This is a genomic window from Micromonospora zhanjiangensis (assembly GCF_042650605.1).
GTDB lineage: Bacteria > Actinomycetota > Actinomycetes > Mycobacteriales > Micromonosporaceae > Micromonospora_J > Micromonospora_J zhanjiangensis.
Window position 1 is genome coordinate 39756 of record NZ_JBHSBN010000001.1, and the last position, 17453, is coordinate 57208.

General features: G+C 74.0%; 15 protein-coding genes. 10 read left to right on the forward strand and 5 right to left on the reverse strand.

Going from position 1 to position 17453, the window contains the following annotated elements:
- Positions 1–73 precede the first annotated feature (73 nt).
- Positions 74–1501, forward strand: a complete 1428-nt coding sequence (gene eccD, locus ACFOX0_RS00175) for a type VII secretion integral membrane protein EccD (RefSeq protein WP_377541282.1) — start codon at positions 74–76, stop codon at positions 1499–1501.
- 64 nt (positions 1502–1565) lie between these two features.
- Here the strand turns inward: eccD and ACFOX0_RS00180 are convergent, their stop codons facing one another.
- Entirely contained in the window at positions 1566–2069 is a 504-nt protein-coding gene (locus tag ACFOX0_RS00180; protein WP_377541283.1) for an inorganic diphosphatase, read from the reverse strand.
- Between the two features lie 272 nt (positions 2070–2341).
- Between ACFOX0_RS00180 and dacB the strand changes: the two genes are divergently transcribed.
- From dacB to ACFOX0_RS00200, 4 genes are all read left to right on the forward strand, one after another.
- The gene (gene dacB / locus ACFOX0_RS00185) at positions 2342–3793 is read left to right on the forward strand and encodes a D-alanyl-D-alanine carboxypeptidase/D-alanyl-D-alanine endopeptidase (RefSeq protein WP_377541284.1); all 1452 of its coding nucleotides are present in this window, start codon (positions 2342–2344) and stop codon (positions 3791–3793) included.
- Between the two features lie 56 nt (positions 3794–3849).
- Positions 3850–4920, forward strand: coding sequence for a zinc-dependent metalloprotease (locus ACFOX0_RS00190; protein WP_377541285.1), 1071 nt, complete (start codon positions 3850–3852; stop codon positions 4918–4920).
- An 11-nt stretch (positions 4921–4931) separates the two neighbouring features.
- A complete protein-coding gene (gene tilS, locus ACFOX0_RS00195; protein ID WP_377541286.1) occupies positions 4932–5942 on the forward strand; it encodes a tRNA lysidine(34) synthetase TilS in 1011 nt (336 codons plus the stop codon).
- Positions 5943–6120: 178 nt separating this feature from the next.
- Positions 6121–7764 carry a gamma-glutamyltransferase family protein gene (locus tag ACFOX0_RS00200; RefSeq protein ID WP_377541287.1) on the forward strand — a complete coding sequence of 548 codons (1644 nt, stop codon included), beginning with the start codon at positions 6121–6123 and terminating at the stop codon, positions 7762–7764.
- A gap of 90 nt (positions 7765–7854) precedes the next feature.
- Here the strand turns inward: ACFOX0_RS00200 and ACFOX0_RS00205 are convergent, their stop codons facing one another.
- Complete coding sequence (locus tag ACFOX0_RS00205) at positions 7855–8823, reverse strand: GlxA family transcriptional regulator (protein WP_377541288.1); 969 nt, start codon at positions 8821–8823, stop codon at positions 7855–7857.
- A 149-nt stretch (positions 8824–8972) separates the two neighbouring features.
- On the opposite strand from ACFOX0_RS00205, the gene ACFOX0_RS00210 reads away from it, so the two are divergent.
- From ACFOX0_RS00210 to folE, 4 genes are all read left to right on the forward strand, one after another.
- Positions 8973–9113, forward strand: coding sequence for a hypothetical protein (locus tag ACFOX0_RS00210; protein ID WP_377541289.1), 141 nt, complete (start codon positions 8973–8975; stop codon positions 9111–9113).
- Positions 9114–9211: 98 nt separating this feature from the next.
- The gene (gene hpt, locus ACFOX0_RS00215; RefSeq protein WP_377541290.1) at positions 9212–9787 is read left to right on the forward strand and encodes a hypoxanthine phosphoribosyltransferase; all 576 of its coding nucleotides are present in this window, start codon (positions 9212–9214) and stop codon (positions 9785–9787) included.
- A 407-nt stretch (positions 9788–10194) separates the two neighbouring features.
- Positions 10195–12213 carry an ATP-dependent zinc metalloprotease FtsH gene (ftsH, locus tag ACFOX0_RS00220; RefSeq protein ID WP_377541292.1) on the forward strand — a complete coding sequence of 673 codons (2019 nt, stop codon included), beginning with the start codon at positions 10195–10197 and terminating at the stop codon, positions 12211–12213.
- Between the two features lie 41 nt (positions 12214–12254).
- A complete protein-coding gene (gene folE / locus ACFOX0_RS00225) occupies positions 12255–12920 on the forward strand; it encodes a GTP cyclohydrolase I FolE (protein WP_377541839.1) in 666 nt (221 codons plus the stop codon).
- A gap of 10 nt (positions 12921–12930) precedes the next feature.
- On the opposite strand, the gene ACFOX0_RS00230 is transcribed toward folE, so the two are convergent.
- A complete protein-coding gene (locus ACFOX0_RS00230) occupies positions 12931–13374 on the reverse strand; it encodes a hypothetical protein (protein WP_377541293.1) in 444 nt (147 codons plus the stop codon).
- The gene (locus tag ACFOX0_RS00235; RefSeq protein WP_377541294.1) at positions 13371–15920 is read right to left on the reverse strand and encodes an FtsK/SpoIIIE domain-containing protein; all 2550 of its coding nucleotides are present in this window, start codon (positions 15918–15920) and stop codon (positions 13371–13373) included. The genes ACFOX0_RS00230 and ACFOX0_RS00235 overlap by 4 nt, the downstream gene beginning before the upstream one ends.
- A gap of 223 nt (positions 15921–16143) precedes the next feature.
- Here ACFOX0_RS00235 and ACFOX0_RS00240 point away from each other — a divergent pair, with 223 nt between their 5' ends.
- Positions 16144–16779: a hypothetical protein gene (locus ACFOX0_RS00240; protein WP_377541840.1), complete on the forward strand. Its 636-nt coding sequence runs from the start codon at positions 16144–16146 to the stop codon at positions 16777–16779.
- A 60-nt stretch (positions 16780–16839) separates the two neighbouring features.
- Here the strand turns inward: ACFOX0_RS00240 and ACFOX0_RS00245 are convergent, their stop codons facing one another.
- Positions 16840–17451 (reverse strand): hypothetical protein, encoded by a 612-nt coding sequence (locus ACFOX0_RS00245; protein WP_377541295.1) that lies wholly within the window; start codon positions 17449–17451, stop codon positions 16840–16842.
- Between the last annotated feature and the right edge of the window lie 2 nt (positions 17452–17453).

Genomic DNA, 17453 nt, shown 5'->3' on the forward strand with positions numbered 1-17453 from the left:
GACCGGACTCATCGTAGGTAAAGTGCGGTCGTCCACGCAGCACCGCACCCACCCCTGTGGATGGAGACGATCGATGAGCATCGGGCTCGCGAAGGTCACGATCAGCGCGCCGGAACGGCGGGTCGACGTGGCCCTGCCGGAGCACCTGCCGCTGGCCGAGCTGCTCCCCGAGGTGCTCCGGCACGCCGGGGTCGGACTGGCCGACGACGGCGAACGCCACGGCGGTTGGGTGCTGCGCCGCACCGACGGCGCGCCGTTGCAGGCGAGCCAGGCGCTGCTGCCGCAGGGCGTACGGGACGGCGAGGTGTTGCACCTGGTGCCGGCCCGCGCCCAGTGGCCCGAGCTGGAGTACGACGACGTGGTGGAGGCGATCGCCGAGAGTTCCCGGCGCCGGGGCAGCGCCTGGACCGGCGCGGCCACCCGGTCGGCCTGCCTGGTGGGCGGCGGGGTGCTGGTCGGCGCCGCGCTGCTGGCAGTGGTGCGCGGCGGCCCGGCGTGGAGCGCCGGGGGCTACGTCGCGGTCGGCATCGCGGTGCTGCTCCTCGCCGCGGCCACGGTCGCCTCCCGGGCGTACGGGGAGGCGGCCGTCGGCGCCACCCTGGGCGCGCTGGCGATGCCGGCGGCGTTCCTCGGTGGCGCGCTGCTGGTGTCGTCCGGCGACCCGGTCGGCGCGCTGTCCGCGCTGCCCTGGCTCGGCGCGGCGGAACTGCTCACCGGCACCGCGGCCGTGCTGCTGGTGGCGGTGCTGGGGATGGTCGGGACCGGGGTCGGACTGCGGATCTTCGCGGCCGGCACGCTGGTGGGGTTGCTCGGCGGGCTGACCGCGTCGGCCGGGTTCCTGCTCAGCGCGGCCGGCGCCGCCGCGGTCCTGCTGTCCGTCCTGGTCTGCGGGATCGGCCTGCTGCCGCTGCTGGCGATCCGGTTCGGCCGGCTGCCGATGCCGCCGATCACGCTGCCCACCGGCGCCGACGCGGACGACCTCGCGGCCCGTTCGGGCGGCACCGGTGCTGGACCGCGGGAGCGCCCGGACCGCGGCCGGGTGGCGGAAGCGGTGGTCCGGACCGAGGAGCTGCTGTCCGGCCTGCTGGTCGGGCACGCGGTGCTGGCCGGCGCCGCGGCGACCGTACTGGTGGTGGCGGGCGGGGGTGCCGGTCTGCTGCTGACCGCGGTGTCCGGCGCGGCTCTGCTGCTGCGGTCCCGGCTGTTCGTGACGCTGCGCCAGCGGGTGCCGCTGGTGGCGGCCGGCCTGGCCGGCGTCCTGGTGCTCGCCGTGGTGCTGGCCGGCCGGGCCGGCCCGGCCGGGCTGCTCGGTCTGGCCGTCGTCGGGTCGGTGGCCGGGTTGCTGGTGGCACTGGCCGGTGCGACCTGGTCCCGCCGGGCGCCGACGCCCTACCTCGGCCGGGCCGCCGACGTGCTGGACGCCCTGCTGGTGGTCTCGGTCGTGCCGGTGGCCTGCGTGGTGCTCGACCTCTACGCCCGGGCCCGGGACATGGTCGGTTGACCGTCCGCTGAGACGGTCAGGGACCGGCGGTCGCCGGTCCCTCGACGCCAGCTCTGGACGCGGCTCAGTGCGCCTCGCCGCGCTCCTCGGCCTCCCGCTGCCGCCGGTACGAGGCGTGGATCTCGGTCTCCGCCTCGACCCGGCCCACCCAGGTGGCGCCCTCGACCGACTTGCCCGGTTCCAGGTCCTTGTAGACCTCGAAGAAGTGCTGGATCTCCAGCCGGTCGAACTCGCCCAGGTGGTGGATGTCCCGCAGGTGCTCCTGGCGCGGGTCCTCGAAGGGGACGCAGAGCACCTTGTCGTCGCCGCCCTTCTCGTCCGTCATCCGGAACATGCCGATGGTCCGGCAGCGGATCAGGCAGCCCGGGAAGGTCGGCTCGGGCACCAGCACCAGGGCGTCCAGCGGGTCCCCGTCCGCACCGAGGGTGCCCTCGATGAAGCCGTAGTCCGCCGGGTACTGGGTCGAGGTGAAGAGCGTGCGGTCCAGGCGGATCCGACCGGTCTTGTGGTCCACCTCGTACTTGTTGCGGTGACCCTTGGGGATCTCAACCGTAACGTCGAAATCCATCTCACGCTCCCTCGTTTGCCCACGCTGGCTCACGGAACCGCGACGCCGGGGTGCGGGGTCTGGCCCCGCGGGTTGCTCCGCGCGTCGCATAGTGGTCGGACAACGACAGTGTCGCGTAGGCCGGTTCCCGGCCCGGGAGGAGGGGGCCGGTGGGGAGGGAAGATTCACACTACCGCCCGGACCGGCGACCCGACCGGGCCGCCGGGCGACCACCGGCGGACCATCCGCGCCCATCTTCCGACCCGCCGGGTCCGGCCTCCGGTCGGGCCCGGGTGCCCGACCCCGAATCCGGCCGAAGCGGACACCGGGCACGGCGTGGGCTGCGGTTCCGGCTGCTCGTCGCGTCGGTCGCCGTGCTCGTCGCGGTCGGCCTCGCGGTCGGTGTGCTGGTGGTCCGTCCCGGCCCGGTCGCGGACTGGCTGGGTGATCCGGCCGGGTCGCCGCCGCCCCCGCCGCCGGTGCTGGCCGCGCTCGGCACCGGCGGCCCCGAACCGAGCCCGGACGGGGTACGGGCCACCGTCGGCCCGCTGGTCACCGGCGCCGGGCTGGGTGACCTGCACGTCTCGGTGCTCGACGTGGTCACCGGCCGGACGCTGTTCGACCAGGGCGGTACGACCCCGACGGTGCCGGCCTCGACGACCAAGCTGGCGACCGCGGTGGCCGTCCTGGCCGCCCGGGGCCCCGGGTACCGGATCCCCACCCGGGTGGTCGCGGGCTCCGCGCCGGGCGAGGTGGTGCTGGTGGGCGGGGGCGACCCGACCGTCGCGGTGGCCGGTACCGGCAGCTATCCCGGTGCCGCCCGGCTGGACGTGCTGGCCGAACAGGTCCGGCGGGCACTGGGCGGCACCGCACCGACCAGGGTCGTCTACGACGGGTCGCTGTACGCCGGCCCGGTCACCGGGCCCGGCTGGGACCCGGACATCCCGACGGGCGGCTTCGGCGCGCCGATCACCGCGCTGATGACCGACGGTGCCCGCGTCGACCCGAAACAGGCCACCGGCTACGCGCCCCGGTACGCCGCCCCCGACCTGACGGCCGCCGGGCAGTTCGCCGGGCGACTCGGCCTGCCCGCCGGCGCCGTGACCAGGGGGGTGGCGCCGGCCGGGTCCGGCGCGGCCCCGGCCACCGGCGGCGCCGCCGTGAGCCCCGGCACCGAACTGGGCCGGATCGAGTCACCGCCGATGATCCGGATGGTCGACCTCATGCTCGGCGCCAGCGACAACATCGTCGCCGAGGCGTTGGCCCGGCAGGTGGCGCTGGCCCGGCAACAGCCCGCCTCGTTCGTCGGCGCTGCCACGGCGGTGACGGCCGAACTGGCCGACCTCGGCCTGACCGCCGACGGGCTGCGGCTGGTCGACGGCAGCGGCCTGTCCCGGGACAACCGGATCCCGCCGGTGGTGCTCACCCGGGCGCTCGCCCTGGCCGGCAGCGGCCGGCGTCCGGAGCTGGCCAGCGTCTTCGGCGGGCTGCCCGTGGCCGGCTGGTCCGGCACGCTCCGCGAGCGGTACGTGGCCGGGTCGGGCAGCGCGGCCGGCGCCGGGGTGATCCGGGCCAAGACCGGGACGTTGAACGGGGTGCACGCGATCTCCGGCGTACTGACCACCGTCGACGGCCGGCTGCTCGCCTTCGCGATCATGGGCGACCGGGTGCCGGTCGGCCCCGAGCAGGCCCAGCCGAAGCTGGACCGGATCGCCACGGCGATGGCCGGCTGCGGCTGCCGCTGACGGCCCCGGCAGCTCGCGTCCGGGTGACGGGTGCCGCACGCGGGTACGGTGGGTCCATGGCGCAGTTCGTGGACTGGGATCTGGCCGCCGCCACCGCCGGGGCGCTGGGGAAGTCGGGCCCGAAGGTCACCCTGGACGAGGCGACCGGGGTGGTGACCGACCTGCGGCGGCTCACCGAGGAGGCCGCCGGGCACGTGGTGGCGTACACCGGGCTGCGGTCCCAGATCGACCACCCGGCGGTACGGGTGGTCGACCGGGCGGACTGGGCCGCGACCAACATCGCCGGGCTCCGGCAGGTCATCACGCCGCTGATCGGCCGGCTCTCCGGCGACCGGCAGCCGGGTGCGTTCGGCGACGCGATCGGGTCCCGGCTGACCGGGGTGCAGGCCGGCACGGTGCTGGCCTACCTGTCCGGCCGGGTGCTCGGCCAGTACGAGGTCTTCTCCGCCGACCCGGGCCAACTGCTGCTGGTGGCGCCGAACATCGTCGAGGTCGAACGCAAGCTCGACGTCGACCCCCGGGACTTCCGGCTCTGGGTCTGCCTGCACGAGGTGACCCACCGCACCCAGTTCTCCGCGGTGCCGTGGATGCGGGGTCACTTCCTCGGCGAGGTGCAGGCGTTCGTGGACGCCTCCCAGGCCGGCGGCGAGCAGATCCTGGACCGGCTCCGGCGCGGGGTGTCCGCGCTCTCCGACTCGATCCGCGACCCGCAGAGCCGGGCCAGCGTGCTGGACATCGTGCAGACCCCGGGCCAGCGGGCCGTGCTGGACCGGCTGACCGCGATGATGACCTTGCTGGAGGGGCACGCCGAGTTCGTGATGGACGGGGTCGGACCGGAGGTGATCCCCTCCGTCGACCAGATCCGGGCCCGGTTCAACCAGCGCCGCCAGGCGGGCAACCCGGTGGAGAAGGCGGTCCGGAAGCTGCTCGGCATCGACGTGAAGATGCGCCAGTACGCCGAGGGCCGCAAGTTCGTGCACGGGGTGGTCGAACGGGTCGGCATGGCCGGCTTCAACAAGGTCTTCAGCTCGCCGCTCACGCTGCCCCGGTTGACCGAGCTGTCCGACCCGGACGCCTGGGTGACCCGGGTGCACGGCCCGGTCGGGCCGGTGTCCTCGGCCGGCTGAGGCGGACCGCCGTGGCCGCGCTCCCGCCCCCGGTGGCCGCCATCCGGCTGGCCGTCCGACGGGCGCTGACCCGGACGCCGGAGCACGCCACGGTGCTGGTCGCCTGTTCCGGCGGGGCCGACTCGCTGGCGCTCGCCGCCGCCACCGCGTTCGTGGCCCCGCGGCTGGGCCGCCGGGCCGGGCTGGTCACCGTCGACCACGGCCTGCAGGACGGATCCGCCGGGCGTGCCGCGGCGGTCGCCGACTGGGCGGCGACGGCCGGTCTCGACCCGGTCGAGGTGACCCCGGTCCTGGTGGCCGGGCGCCCCGGCGGTCCGGAGGCGGCCGCCCGGGAGGCCCGCTACCAGGCGCTGGTGGAGGCGGCCCACCGGCACGCGGCCGGCACCGTGCTGCTCGGCCACACCCGGGACGACCAGGCCGAGACGGTGCTGCTCGCGCTCGCCCGGGGAGCCGGACCGCGCGGGCTCGCCGGCATGCCCGAGGAGCGGGAACTGGCCGGCGTGACGCTGGCCCGCCCGCTGCTCGACGTCGGGCGGGACCAGACCCGCAAGGCGTGCGCCGCGCTGGGCCTGACCCCGTGGGAGGATCCGCACAACGTCGACCCGTCGTACGCGCGGGCCCGGGTGCGGTCCGACGTGCTGCCGGTGCTGACCGGTGCCCTCGGCCCGGGGGTGCTGGACAACCTGGCGCGTACCGCGAAGTTGATCGCGGCGGACACCGCTGCGCTCGACGCGCTCGGCCGCTCGGCGTTGGCCGACGCCCGGACCGCGGACGGCGGGCTGGCCGTACCGGTGTTGCGGGACCTGCCCGCCGCGGTGCGGACCCGGGTGCTGCATGGCTGGGCCCGGGAGGTCGGTGCCACCCCGGCGGCGCTGTCGCACCGGCATGTCGCGGCCCTGGACGCCCTGGTCACCGCCTGGCACGGGCAGGGCGCGGCGGACCTGCCCGGTCCGGTCCGGGTGACCCGGCGCGGCGACACCCTGACGGCCGCCCGGCGGCCGCCCGGCCGCGTCCACGCCTGACGCCGACCGGATTCGGCACCCTCCCGGAACTGGCGCCGGGAGCGTCCACGGCCGACGCCGGTCGCGTCCGGGACCGCGGGGTGGCCGGCCCGCGTCCGACGCCGGTCGCGTCCGGGACCGCGGGCGAAGCCGGGTGGCCGCCGGTCCGGGCCGCGCCGGGAAGCGGTAGACATGCGGCATGCCGCATCCCCGCCAACCGTTGTACGCGCCGAACGGCGCGGTCGCCACCAGCCAGCCACTCGCCGCGTCCGCCGGTCTCGCCGTGCTGCGCCGGGGTGGGAACGCGGTCGACGCCGCCCTGGCCACGGCGATCGCGCTGACCGTCCTCCAACCCGGCTCCAACGACATCGGCGGTGACCTGTTCGCCATCGTCTGGGACGGTGACCGGCCGCACGGGCTGAACGCGTCCGGCCGGTCACCGGCGGCGCTGACCCGGCAGGTGGTGCTCGACGCGACCGACGGGCGCGGCGCGGAACCGGTCGGCGCGCTCGGCGGCGCGCAGCTCGACGGACCGGCGATGCCGGCCCGGGGCTGGCTGCCGGTGACCGTGCCGGGCGCCCCGGCCGGGTGGCGCGACCTGCACGACCGGTTCGGGACGCTGCCGTTCGACGAGCTGTTCACCGACGCGGTCGGGTACGCCGAACACGGTTACCCGGTCTCCGCCCGGGTCGCCGCGGCCTGGGCCGGCGCGGTACGCGAGCACGCCGGCCTGGCCGGACCCGAGTACGCCGAGTGGGGCCGGGTATTCACCCTCGACGGGCGGGCGCCCCGGGCCGGCGAGCGGTGGCGCAACCCGGACGCGGCGGCCACCCTGCGCCGGATCGCGGCCAGTGGCGCGGACGACTTCTACCGCGGCCGGACCGCCGAGACGATGGTCCGGTACGCGGCCCGTACCGGTGGGCTGCTGACCGCCGACGACCTGGCGGGGCACGCCTCGACCTGGGTCGAGCCGGTGTCGGTCGGCTACCGGGGCAGCGAGGTCTGGGAGTTGCCGCCGAACGGGCAGGGCCTCGCCGCGCTGCTCGCGCTCGGCATCCTGGACGGGGTGGACCCGGCCGGTCTGTCGCCGGCCGACCGGTTGCACTGGCAGATCGAGGCCGTCAAGCTCGGCTTCGCCGACGCGCACGCCCATATCGCGGATCCGGACCGGGTCTCGGTGCCCACGGCCGAGCTGCTGTCGCCCGGTTACCTGGTCCGGCGTCGGGCCCTGGTCGGTCCGCGGGCGGCCGTACCGGTGGCCGGCCGGCCGGTTCGCGGCGGCACGGTCTACCTGTGCACGGCGGACCGGGCGGGGATGATGGTCAGCCTGATCCAGTCGAACTACCTGGGCTTCGGCTCGTTCGTGGTACCGCCCGGACTGGGGTTCGGCCTGCAGAACCGGGGCACCGGGTTCAGCCTGGTGGCGGACCATCCGAACGTGGTCGGGCCCGGTAAGCGGCCGTTCCACACCATCATCCCCGGCTTCCTCAGCCGGGGTGGCGAACCGGTCGGGCCGTTCGGCGTGATGGGTGGGCACATGCAACCGCAGGGCCACCTGCAGGTCGTCTCGGCCACCGTCGACGGCGGGCTGGACCCGCAGGCGGCACTGGAACAACCGCGCTGGTACTGGCACGCGGGCCGGCGGGTGGAGGTCGAGCCCGGGCTGGCCGCCGGCCCGGCCGGCCGGGACCTGCTCGCCGAGCTGGGCCGCCGGGGCCACGAACTCACCGTCGTGACCCACCCGGCGGCCTTCGGGTACGGGCAGGCGATCTGGCGGCTGCCCGACGGCGGCTACGTGGCCGGCTCGGAGTCCCGTGCCGACGGTTCGGCGGTGGGTTACTGAGAGCCGGGGCCGGGGCGGTGGTGGCCCGCCGCGCGCCCACCGGCCGGCCGCGGCGTCGCGTCCCGCGGTCGGCCGCCCGCCGGCTGGCCGTCAGCCGACCGGCGCGACCTCGCGGTGCCGGAAGGTCGAGCGGTAGGCGTGCGGGGTGGCGCCGACCCGGCGGGTGAAGTGGTGCCGCAGGGTGGCGGCGTCGCCGAACCCGCTGCGCACCGCCACCGCCTCGACTCCGAGGTCGGTCTCCTCGAGGAGTTGGCGGGCCAGCAGAACCCGCTGGCCGGTGAGCCAGTCGTGCGGGGTGGTGCCGGTCTCCGCCCGGAACCGGCGGGCGAAGGTACGCGGCGCCATGTGCGCCCGGGCGGCCAGCTCGTCCACGGTGACGGTCCGGTCGAGGTGGCCGAGCAGCCAGCCGAGCAGCGGTTCGAGGGTGGGTGCTTCCGGGGTACGCGGGATGGGCGCCTCGACGTACTGGGCCTGCCCGCCGTCGCGGTGCGGCGGCACCACCATCCGGCGGGCGAGCTTGGTGGCGACGGCGGAGCCGTGTTCCCGGCGTACCAGGTGCAGGCAGGCGTCGATGGCGGCGGCCGTACCGGCGCCGGTGATCAGTCGGCCGTCCTGGACGTAGAGGGAGTTGCTGCGCACCCGGGCCAGCGGGAACCGGGCGGCCAACTCGTCGGCCCACTTCCAGTGGGTGGTGCACTCCCGTCCGTCGAGCAACCCGGCCTCGCCTAGGACGAAGGCGCCCGAGCAGACGCTGAGCAGGTACGCGCCCCGGTCGTACGCCCCGCGCATGGCGGTGAGCGCCGGGGCCGGTATCCCGATGTCGACGGCCCGCGCGGGTACGGCGACCAGGTCGGCGTCCGCCAACGGGCCGAGGTCGGCCTGCGGGATCAGCTCGAAGCCGGACTGGGTGCGCACCGGCAGGCCGTCCGGCGTGCAGAGGTGGAACCGGTAGCCGGGGAAGCCGTCGGCGGTCCGGTCGGTGCCGAAGACCTCGCAGAGCACGCCGAGTTCGAAGGCGGCCACGCCGTCCAGCGCGAGCACCGCGACGTTGCGCAACATGCGGCAAGGGTAGCCGAAACTGGCAGTAATTCGATGCTCTATGGCATATCTGCCACTGCCCGGACCGGCCGGCCGCGCGCAGACTGAATGGGACGTCCGGTGCGCACCGGCGGCGAACCACCACCGATCCGAGAGAGGTATCCGCCGCCATGGAGTTTTTCCTGCTGTTCCTCTTCCTGTTGTCGCTCGGCGTCGCCTCCGCCGCGGGTTTCACGGTCGACAGTCGGGACTCCGCCGACTGGAAGCCGACCGACGGGGGCTGGCGCCGCCCCGCGTCCCCTACCAGCTGACCGACCGCGGGACGGGCCGAACCTGGCGCCGGGGTGACCATCAGCCAAAGGTGCCGCCCCGGCGACGGGCCCCAACCCGGATACGGCAGGCTATGACCATGGCTGACGGCTCCTGGTACGACGCCGATATCGACCACGTGATCATCTCCGAGGCACAGATCCGCGACAAGACCGCGGAGCTGGCCAAACAGGTGGCCGCCGACCACGCGTCGGTGCGGGACGGGCTGCTGCTGGTGTGCGTGCTCAAGGGCGCGGTGATGTTCATGGCCGACTTCGCCCGCGCGCTGGGCCGGTACGGGCCGCCGGCGGAGCTGGAGTTCATGGCCGTCTCCTCGTACGGGCAGGGCACCACCTCGTCGGGGGTGGTCCGGATCCTGAAGGACCTGGACCGGGACATCGCCGGCCGGCACGTCATCGTGGTCGAGGACATCGTCGACTCCGGACTGACGTTGTCCTGGCTGCTGCGCTACCTGGAGTCCCGGTCGGCGGCCAGCGTCGAGGTGGTGGCCCTGTTCCGCAAGCCGGAGGCGGTGAAGGTCGAGGTGCCGGTGAAGTACGTCGGCTTCGACATCCCGACCGAGTTCGTCGTCGGCTACGGCCTGGACTTCGGCGAGCGCTACCGGGAGATGCCGTACGTCGGGGTGCTCAAGCCGGAGGTCTACGCCCGGGCCTGACCCGGCGGAGCCGCTCGGTCACCGCCGTGGTGGCGCTCGGTCACGGTTTCGGGCAATATCGATCCGTCGTACAGCGCGCTTTCAGGAAACCCGGTTACGGTGTTGTCTGGTGGCCGCGGATGCTCCCGGCGCCGGATCCAGCGGCCCGTCACGACCGGACGGGGTGACGGGTCGGGCGTCGATCCGGGGTCACGCCGGCTCGGCGGGTGCGGTGGGTGCGGCTACGGAGGACTCGCAGGCTCACTCCGGGCGCTCAAGGTGTACCGTCGAATGGCCGCGGCGCGCACCTAACGCCCGGTGTCGAGGCCGGCCCGCACGGCGGTCCCGACCGCCGCTCGCGGCGAAGCCAACCAGACCGTCAGGACGTCGATCAGGAGGGTCCGGGCGCTGCGGCGCTCGACAACAGCATGGAACGTACGCGTTTCTTCCGCCGCCCGGTGGTCTGGATCATCCTGGTGATCATCGGTGCGATCGCGCTCACCCAATTGTTCACCGGTGGTCCGAGCTACCAGAAGGTCGACACCTCGGTCGCCCTGGACCAACTGCATACTGCCAAGATCAATAAGGTCGTCATCCAGGACAAGGAACAGACGATCAAGATTGACTTGGCCGAGAAGGCCAAGTTCGGCGACACCACCACGGACAAGATCCAGGCCCAGTACCCGTACGAGGTGGGCCGGGACGTCTGGAACCAGGTGCTGGACGCCAAGGCCGCCAACCGGGTCACCGGACCGGCGACGGCCGAGGTGACCGGCGACAACGTCCTGTTGTCCCTGCTGGTCAACCTGCTGCCGATCGCCATCCTGGTGATCCTGCTGCTGTTCTTCATGTCGCAGATGCAGGGCGGCGGCTCCCGGGTGCTCAACTTCGGCAAGTCCAAGGCGAAGATGATCACCAAGGACACGCCGAAGACCACGTTCTCCGACGTGGCCGGGGCCGAAGAGGCCGTCGAGGAACTGCACGAGATCAAGGACTTCCTGCAGAACCCGGCGAAGTACCAGGCGCTCGGTGCCAAGATCCCCAAGGGTGTGCTGCTCTTCGGCCCGCCCGGTACCGGCAAGACCCTGCTGGCCCGCGCCGTCGCGGGCGAGGCCGGCGTGCCGTTCTACTCGATCTCCGGCTCCGACTTCGTCGAGATGTTCGTCGGTGTCGGTGCCAGCCGGGTCCGGGACCTGTTCGAACAGGCCAAGGCGAACGCGCCGGCGATCGTCTTCGTCGACGAGATCGACGCGGTCGGTCGACACCGGGGCGCCGGCATGGGCGGCGGCCACGACGAGCGGGAGCAGACGCTGAACCAGCTCCTGGTCGAGATGGACGGCTTCGACACCAAGGGCGGCGTGATCCTCATCGCGGCCACCAACCGGCCGGACATCCTGGACCCGGCGCTGCTGCGGCCGGGCCGGTTCGACCGGCAGATCGCCGTGGACACCCCGGACATGGAGGGCCGCAAGGCGATCCTGCGGGTGCACGCCAAGGGCAAGCCGTTCGCGCCCGACGTGGACCTCGACGCGGTGGCCCGGCGTACCCCCGGGTTCACCGGTGCCGACCTGGCCAACGTGATCAACGAGTCGGCGCTGCTGACCGCCCGGGGTGACAAGCGGGCGATCTACAACGACGCCCTCGAGGAGTCGATCGACCGGGTCATCGCCGGTCCGCAGCGGCGGACCCGGGTGATGAGCGACCACGAGAAGAAGATCACCGCGTACCACGAGGGTGGGCACGCGCTGGTCGCCTGGGCGCTGCCGCACTCCGCGCCGGTGCACAAGGTGACGATCCTGTCCCGGGGTCGGTCGTTGGGGCACACCCTGGTGTTGCCGACCGAGGACAAGTACACCCAGACCCGCGCCGAGATGGTCGACACCCTGGCGTACGCGCTGGGCGGCCGGGCGGCCGAGGAACTCGTCTTCCACGAGCCCACCACCGGTGCCGGCAACGACATCGAGAAGGCCACCAGCCTGGCCCGCGCCATGATCACCCAGTACGGCATGAGTTCCAAGCTCGGCGCCATCAAGTACGGCACCAGCGGTGACGAGCCGTTCCTGGGCCGCAACATGGGCCACGAGCGGGACTACTCGGACGCCGTCGCCGCCGAGATCGACGCCGAGATGCGGGCGCTGATCGAGCTGGCGCACGACGAGGCCTGGGAGATCCTGGTCGAGTACCGGGACGTGCTCGACAACATCGTCCTGGAACTGATGGAGAAGGAGACCATCTCCACCGCCGACATGGCCCGGATCTGCGCCCGGGTGGTCAAGCGGCCGCCGATGGCCCCGTACAACGGGTTCGGCAAGCGGCAGCCGTCCACCGAGCCGCCGGTGCTGACGCCGACGGAGCGGGACAAGCTGAAGGCGCAGGCCCAGGCCGACGGCGAGCAGGCCGTCGTCTACGGCGGCAGCACCTCGCCCAACTCGGACGGTCCACACTGAGCGGAACGGTCGATCCGATTCCCGATCACGAGCTCCCGTCGCTGTCCGGTTCGTGCACCGAGCCGGACAGCGACGACTCGTTGGACTACCTCGCCGCGCGGCTGGTCAACGGGAGACTGACCGGACGTCCGGTCGAGCAGGCCGTCGACCTGGCCCGGATCGAGAAGGCGGTACGCGAGATCCTGATCGCGGTCGGCGAGGACCCCGATCGGGACGGCCTGGTACAGACCCCGGCCCGGGTCGCCCGGGCCTACGCGGAGATCTTCGCCGGTCTCCGGGTCGACCCGGCGCAGGTGCTCACCACCACGTTCGAGGCCAACCACGAGGAGCTGGTGCTGGTCCGGGACATCGACGTGACCAGTCTCTGCGAGCACCACCTGCTGCCGTTCCGGGGCAGCGCGCACATCGGCTACCTTCCCGGCCCCGAGGGCCGGATCACCGGGCTGTCCAAGCTCGCCCGGCTGGTCGAGGTCTTCGCCCGGCGACCGCAGGTGCAGGAGCGGCTCACCTCGCAGATCGCCGACCTGCTGATGGCGAAGCTCGAACCGCGTGGCGTGATCGTCATCCTGGACTGCGAGCACATGTGCATGGCGATGCGGGGCATCCAGAAGTCCGGGGCCAGCACGATCACCTCGGCCGTACGCGGCGTACTCCAGCGGGACGCCAAGACGCGGGCCGAGGCGATGAGCCTGATCCTGCGTTCCTGAGCCCGCACGGCTACCGCAGGAGCATCAACACGCCGACGCCGGCGCAGGCCAACAGCACGATCGCCACCACCGCCAGCACGGCGTAGATCACCAGTGTCCCGGTGCGGCCGGAACCGCCGAACGGCAGCGGGCGGGACAGTCCGTCCATCGCCGTGTCGGCGGCGTCCGCCGTGATCCGCGCCCGCCGCAGGGCGGCCAGCACGACCTCCGGGCCACCCGCCGTCGCCCGGGCCGCCACCACCCGTTCCGGTGGCGACGGCAACAGGTCCACCTCGGGTACGCCGAGCTCCCGCAACCGGGACTGCTGCGGCGCCAGTCTGGCGCGTACCCGGGTCAGCTCCTCGTGGGCGGCCTGGACCGCCTCGGCCCGCACGCCCGCGGCGGCGGTCGCGCCCTGCCGCACGGCGTCCAGCCGGCGTGCCGCCGCCAGGTACGCGTCCCACGGCTCGGTCATCGGAGGGCTCCGACGACGGGCCGGGCGAACGGCACGAACGTCGTCAGCCGATTGGCCACCGGGTCGAGCAGCACCGCGCGATCCGGCCGCGCAGGCCAGCCGACGGGCTGCTCCAGCAGGCCGGAGAGGTCGCCGACCGGCGCCCGCAGCAGGACGATCCCGCCGACCTCGGCCCGCCCCGCACCGCCGCCGACGGCGTCGGCGAACCGGTGCGGCTTACGCCACCAGGACAGCAGGTGAGCGCCCTTCGCCGGACCGGCCCGCAGGAAGGTCCGCAGTTGCTCGGCGGGCAACTCCCCGCCGAGCGCGTCCATGCCGAACGCCACCAGGTAGCCCGGTCGGTCCGGGTCCAGGGCCTTCACCAGGCCCGGCCCGTCCACCCGGTCCACCTCGTGCCGGCCGGTCAGCTCGGCGACCAGGCGCCCGGCCGCCTCGTCCGCCTCGGCCACCAGGGAGGCGACGACGAACCGCGCCCGGTCCCGGGAGTGGAACGCGGCGGCTCCCCGGGCCGCGCACCCGATCAGATGGACGCCGAGCGGTCCGGACCCGAGGACGGCCAGGTGCGCCCCCGGGGACCGGCCGAGCGGCACCCCGGCGGTCGACGGCCGTACGCCCACCACCCGGCCGACCGCGGCGACCGGTTCGGCGGCGTGGCCGGCCAGCGCGGCCAGGTAGCCGGGGTCCTCGGTCAGGCGGGGCGAGGTGAACCCGGCGTAGACCGGTGGCGGTGTGGCGTCCGCGTCCCGTGCCTCCCACAGCCGGCCACGCAGCGCCGCCAGTCGGGACGGGTCCGCGTGCGGGTCGGGAAACCGGACCACCCGCTCGTGTCCCCGGGTGGCGCCGCGCGGACCGCCGAGTCCGCCGGCGGTGTTGACCACCGCGGTGCCGAGCGGCAGCCCCGCCGCCGCGTCGTTGGTCGGCTCCAGGACATCGCCCCCGCCGGGCAGGGCGATCCGCACCGGGAACTGTCCGAACAGGGCGTCCCGCTGGGCGTACGAGGGCTCGGCGTCGGGCGCCGGCCGACCGGCCAACAGCAGGTGCACGCCGTACGACCGGCCGCGGCGCGCCACCGAGTCGAGCAGCGCGGTCGTCTCGGCGACGGCCCGGGCGTCGCCGGTCAGCAACTCCTGGAACTCCTCGATCACACACAGGATCCGGGGTGTCGGCGCCTGCCCCTCGGCGGCGGTCGCCCGACGAATCAGTTCCGCGTCGAGGTCACGCAGCACCGCGTGCACGTACTCGCGGTCGCACTCCATGCCGACCGCGCGCAGGTGCGGCAGCCACGAACCGGCCTGCTCGGTCGGCACGAACTCCGGGAACGCCGCGCCCTCCCGCAGGTCGAGCAAATGGACGGCGAGATCGGCGGGACGGTGCCGGAAGCACAACCCGTAGAGCACGTTGATCAGGAAAGCGCTCCGACCGGCCCCGGGCCGGCCACTGACCAGCCAGTGCGGCGTCAACTCGTTGAACCGCAGGGTCACCGCCCGGTCCCCGTCGTGGCCGACCGTGGTGGTCAGCTGCTCGGTGCCGTCGCCGGCCCAGAGGCCCTCCGCCTCGTCCGGCAGCAGATCGTCCAGGGACGGCCGGGAGTCCACCTCGAACCGGGCGCTCAGCTCACCGCACACCCGCTCCACCAGCGCCGCGGGCGGGTCCGCGTCGACGAAGACCGGCGAGTTGAGTCCGGTCGACGGCAGGTGCGACGCGGGGTTGCCGAACGACGTCCCGGGCGGGTCACCCACCAGCGCGTACGGATTGCGCAGGGTGACCATCGTCGCCCGCGGCAGGGGCGCCTGGGTGGTCTCGGCGGTCAGCGGCGGGGGCGGCCAACCGGCGACGACCAGGTGCAGCCCGGCCTCCGGGCCGTCCTGCGCCAGTGCCGCGATGCGGGCCAGGTCGACCCCCTCGGTCAGCTCCGGCATCGAGGCGATCACCACGAGCAGGGTACGGTCACGCCGCCGGTGCCGGGCGGCGGCGGGCCGGGCCGGCCTGATCCACTGTTCGGCCTCGGCGATCACCGCACGCAGTCCGGTCCGGTCGGTCGCCGGTGGCGGCAGCAACCCGGCACCGGTGAGGGTGGCGAACGGGGCGAAGACCGTGCCGGTGCCGGCCGCGTCGACCGCGCGGACCAGGAGCGAACCGGCCGGAGCGGCGGCGAGCAGCCGGAGCAGCAGCGACCGGAGCAGCCCCGTGACCCGCGGATCGCGGGCGTCCGCGTCGACCGTGAGATGACCGCTGCCGAGCAGCGGCACCACCGCCGGGAAGCACGCGCCGTCGAGCGGCTGCGCCGTTCCGATCCGGACGAACGCCGGCAGGCCCGTACCGCCCAGCGGCAGGTCCGCGGCCGTGCCGTCGAGGACGGTGCCGAGCCATCCGGGAGCCAGCGCGGCCGCGGCGGTCCGCAGCCGGTCGGCCAGCTCGCGTTGTTCGCGTTGGTCCGCCGAGGCCGGCCGGGTCGACTCCAGCGCCGCCGCCGCGGCGGCAGCCACCGCCGCGGCCTGCCGGTGCAGGGCGGCAGCCCGCCTGGTATGCGCCTTCACGCCGCTCACTGGTTCCGCCCTTCCGGGAACGGGATCCGCCGCGCGAACCTCGTCCTGATCAGAAACCGTATCCCAGGGCGGACCGAGTTTCCGGGAAGCGGACCCCGGTCCGCGGTGGACTATCTGTCGCCAGGTGCACATCGTCACGGCGTGCTCTCTTTCGGTCACCAAACCGTGATCTTCGGCTATTGGGTGTGATGCACCGGGCGGATAGCCTCAGGGGGTGGAATCAGTGCAGCCGCCCGCCGGTTCCCAGACCTCCCACGTACCGGCGCAACGCACCCCACCGGTCGAGACGCCCGGCGCCGAGCCGGTGGGTGGTCCGACCCCGATGCCCGTACCCGGTATCGAGCCGATCGCGACCCCCGCCGGGCCGGCCGGTCCCGCTCCGGCACTGCCGGCCGCGCCGCGCCGCAACCGTCGCCGGATCGTCCTGGCCGTCCTCGGCGGCCTGCTCGCGCTGGCGGTGATGGGCGCGGGCACCCTCTTCTACCTGTACGATCGGGCGACCGCTCCCGACCGCAGCGCGCCCGACGTGACGGTGGACAACTACCTACGGGCGTACCTGGTCGACCGCAACGACGCCCTGGCCGACCAGTTCGTCTGTGAGGGTTCAACAGATCTCGCGGCTCTGCGGGCGCTGCGCGCCGAGGCCGAACGCCGGGAAGCGCAGTTCAACGTGTCCGTGCGCGTTTCCTGGGGGCCACTGCAACGGTCGAAGACCGCAACTGGTGAGACGGTTCGGGTGACCTTGACGATCAGGAGCTTCGCCGACGGACAGGACAGGGCCGGACGACGCGAGGACTGGGCGTTCGACCTGGCCGAGGACGACGGCTGGCGAGTCTGTTCCGCCCGCAAGGAAGGATGATTTGCCACGGGCGGCGCTTCGGTCCCGGTGCGCGCTGAGCCCTCTGACGGACAGCGGCGCTCACTCGATCCAGAGCAGGTGGACCGGGACCTCCTGGGTCTTGGGTGTCTGCCCGCTCCACGCCCAGCGGTACCACTCGACCTCGGTGGTCACCCGCACGCAGATGTCGCCGTCGACGCTGGTGTGCACCTCGGTCACCGCGCGTAGGTCGCGCCGCTCGACCGCGTCGACCACCTGCACCACCCGTCGGCCGGCAACGGCGTCGGTCTCGCCGACCGGAACCGGTCGGCGGCGTGCCGGTCCGTCCAGCGAGACCAGCCGGGACAGTACGTCGGTGCGGCCGACCACGCGCGGCTCCGGTTCGCGTTCGCCCAGGGTTTCCACCCACACCCGCTCGGCCGGCACCAGCGGTGCGAAGACCTCGGTCTGCTCCGCCTCGGCCCGGTACCACTCGTGCTCCGGAATCACCGGAATGTAGGTGCGGCTGCCCTGCACCACCCGGTCGTCGGCCCGCAGGTCGGCCCGCCAGCCCAGGCCGGGCAGGCCGACCAGCACCCGTCGGCCACGCAACTCGGCGTCGTCCGTCGCCGGAACGGGCACTATCGGGCGCGGCGGCAGCGGTGCCCAGTCGGGTTCACCGGCGAACGGGTCGGGCAGCGGTTCTCGGGTCATCG

What these genes read in the sequence shown, in the direction of transcription:
- eccD (WP_377541282.1), top strand. Translation starts at nt 74, where the DNA reads ATGAGCATCGGGCTCGCGAAGGTCACGATCAGCGCGCCGGAACGGCGG.
- ACFOX0_RS00180 (WP_377541283.1), bottom strand. Translation starts at nt 2,069, where the DNA reads ATGGATTTCGACGTTACGGTTGAGATCCCCAAGGGTCACCGCAACAAG.
- ACFOX0_RS00190 (WP_377541285.1), top strand. Translation starts at nt 3,850, where the DNA reads ATGGCGCAGTTCGTGGACTGGGATCTGGCCGCCGCCACCGCCGGGGCG.
- ACFOX0_RS00200 (WP_377541287.1), top strand. Translation starts at nt 6,121, where the DNA reads ATGCCGCATCCCCGCCAACCGTTGTACGCGCCGAACGGCGCGGTCGCC.
- ACFOX0_RS00205 (WP_377541288.1), bottom strand. Translation starts at nt 8,823, where the DNA reads ATGTTGCGCAACGTCGCGGTGCTCGCGCTGGACGGCGTGGCCGCCTTC.
- ACFOX0_RS00210 (WP_377541289.1), top strand. Translation starts at nt 8,973, where the DNA reads ATGGAGTTTTTCCTGCTGTTCCTCTTCCTGTTGTCGCTCGGCGTCGCC.
- hpt (WP_377541290.1), top strand. Translation starts at nt 9,212, where the DNA reads ATGGCTGACGGCTCCTGGTACGACGCCGATATCGACCACGTGATCATC.
- ftsH (WP_377541292.1), top strand. Translation starts at nt 10,195, where the DNA reads ATGGAACGTACGCGTTTCTTCCGCCGCCCGGTGGTCTGGATCATCCTG.
- ACFOX0_RS00230 (WP_377541293.1), bottom strand. Translation starts at nt 13,374, where the DNA reads ATGACCGAGCCGTGGGACGCGTACCTGGCGGCGGCACGCCGGCTGGAC.
- ACFOX0_RS00245 (WP_377541295.1), bottom strand. Translation starts at nt 17,451, where the DNA reads ATGACCCGAGAACCGCTGCCCGACCCGTTCGCCGGTGAACCCGACTGG.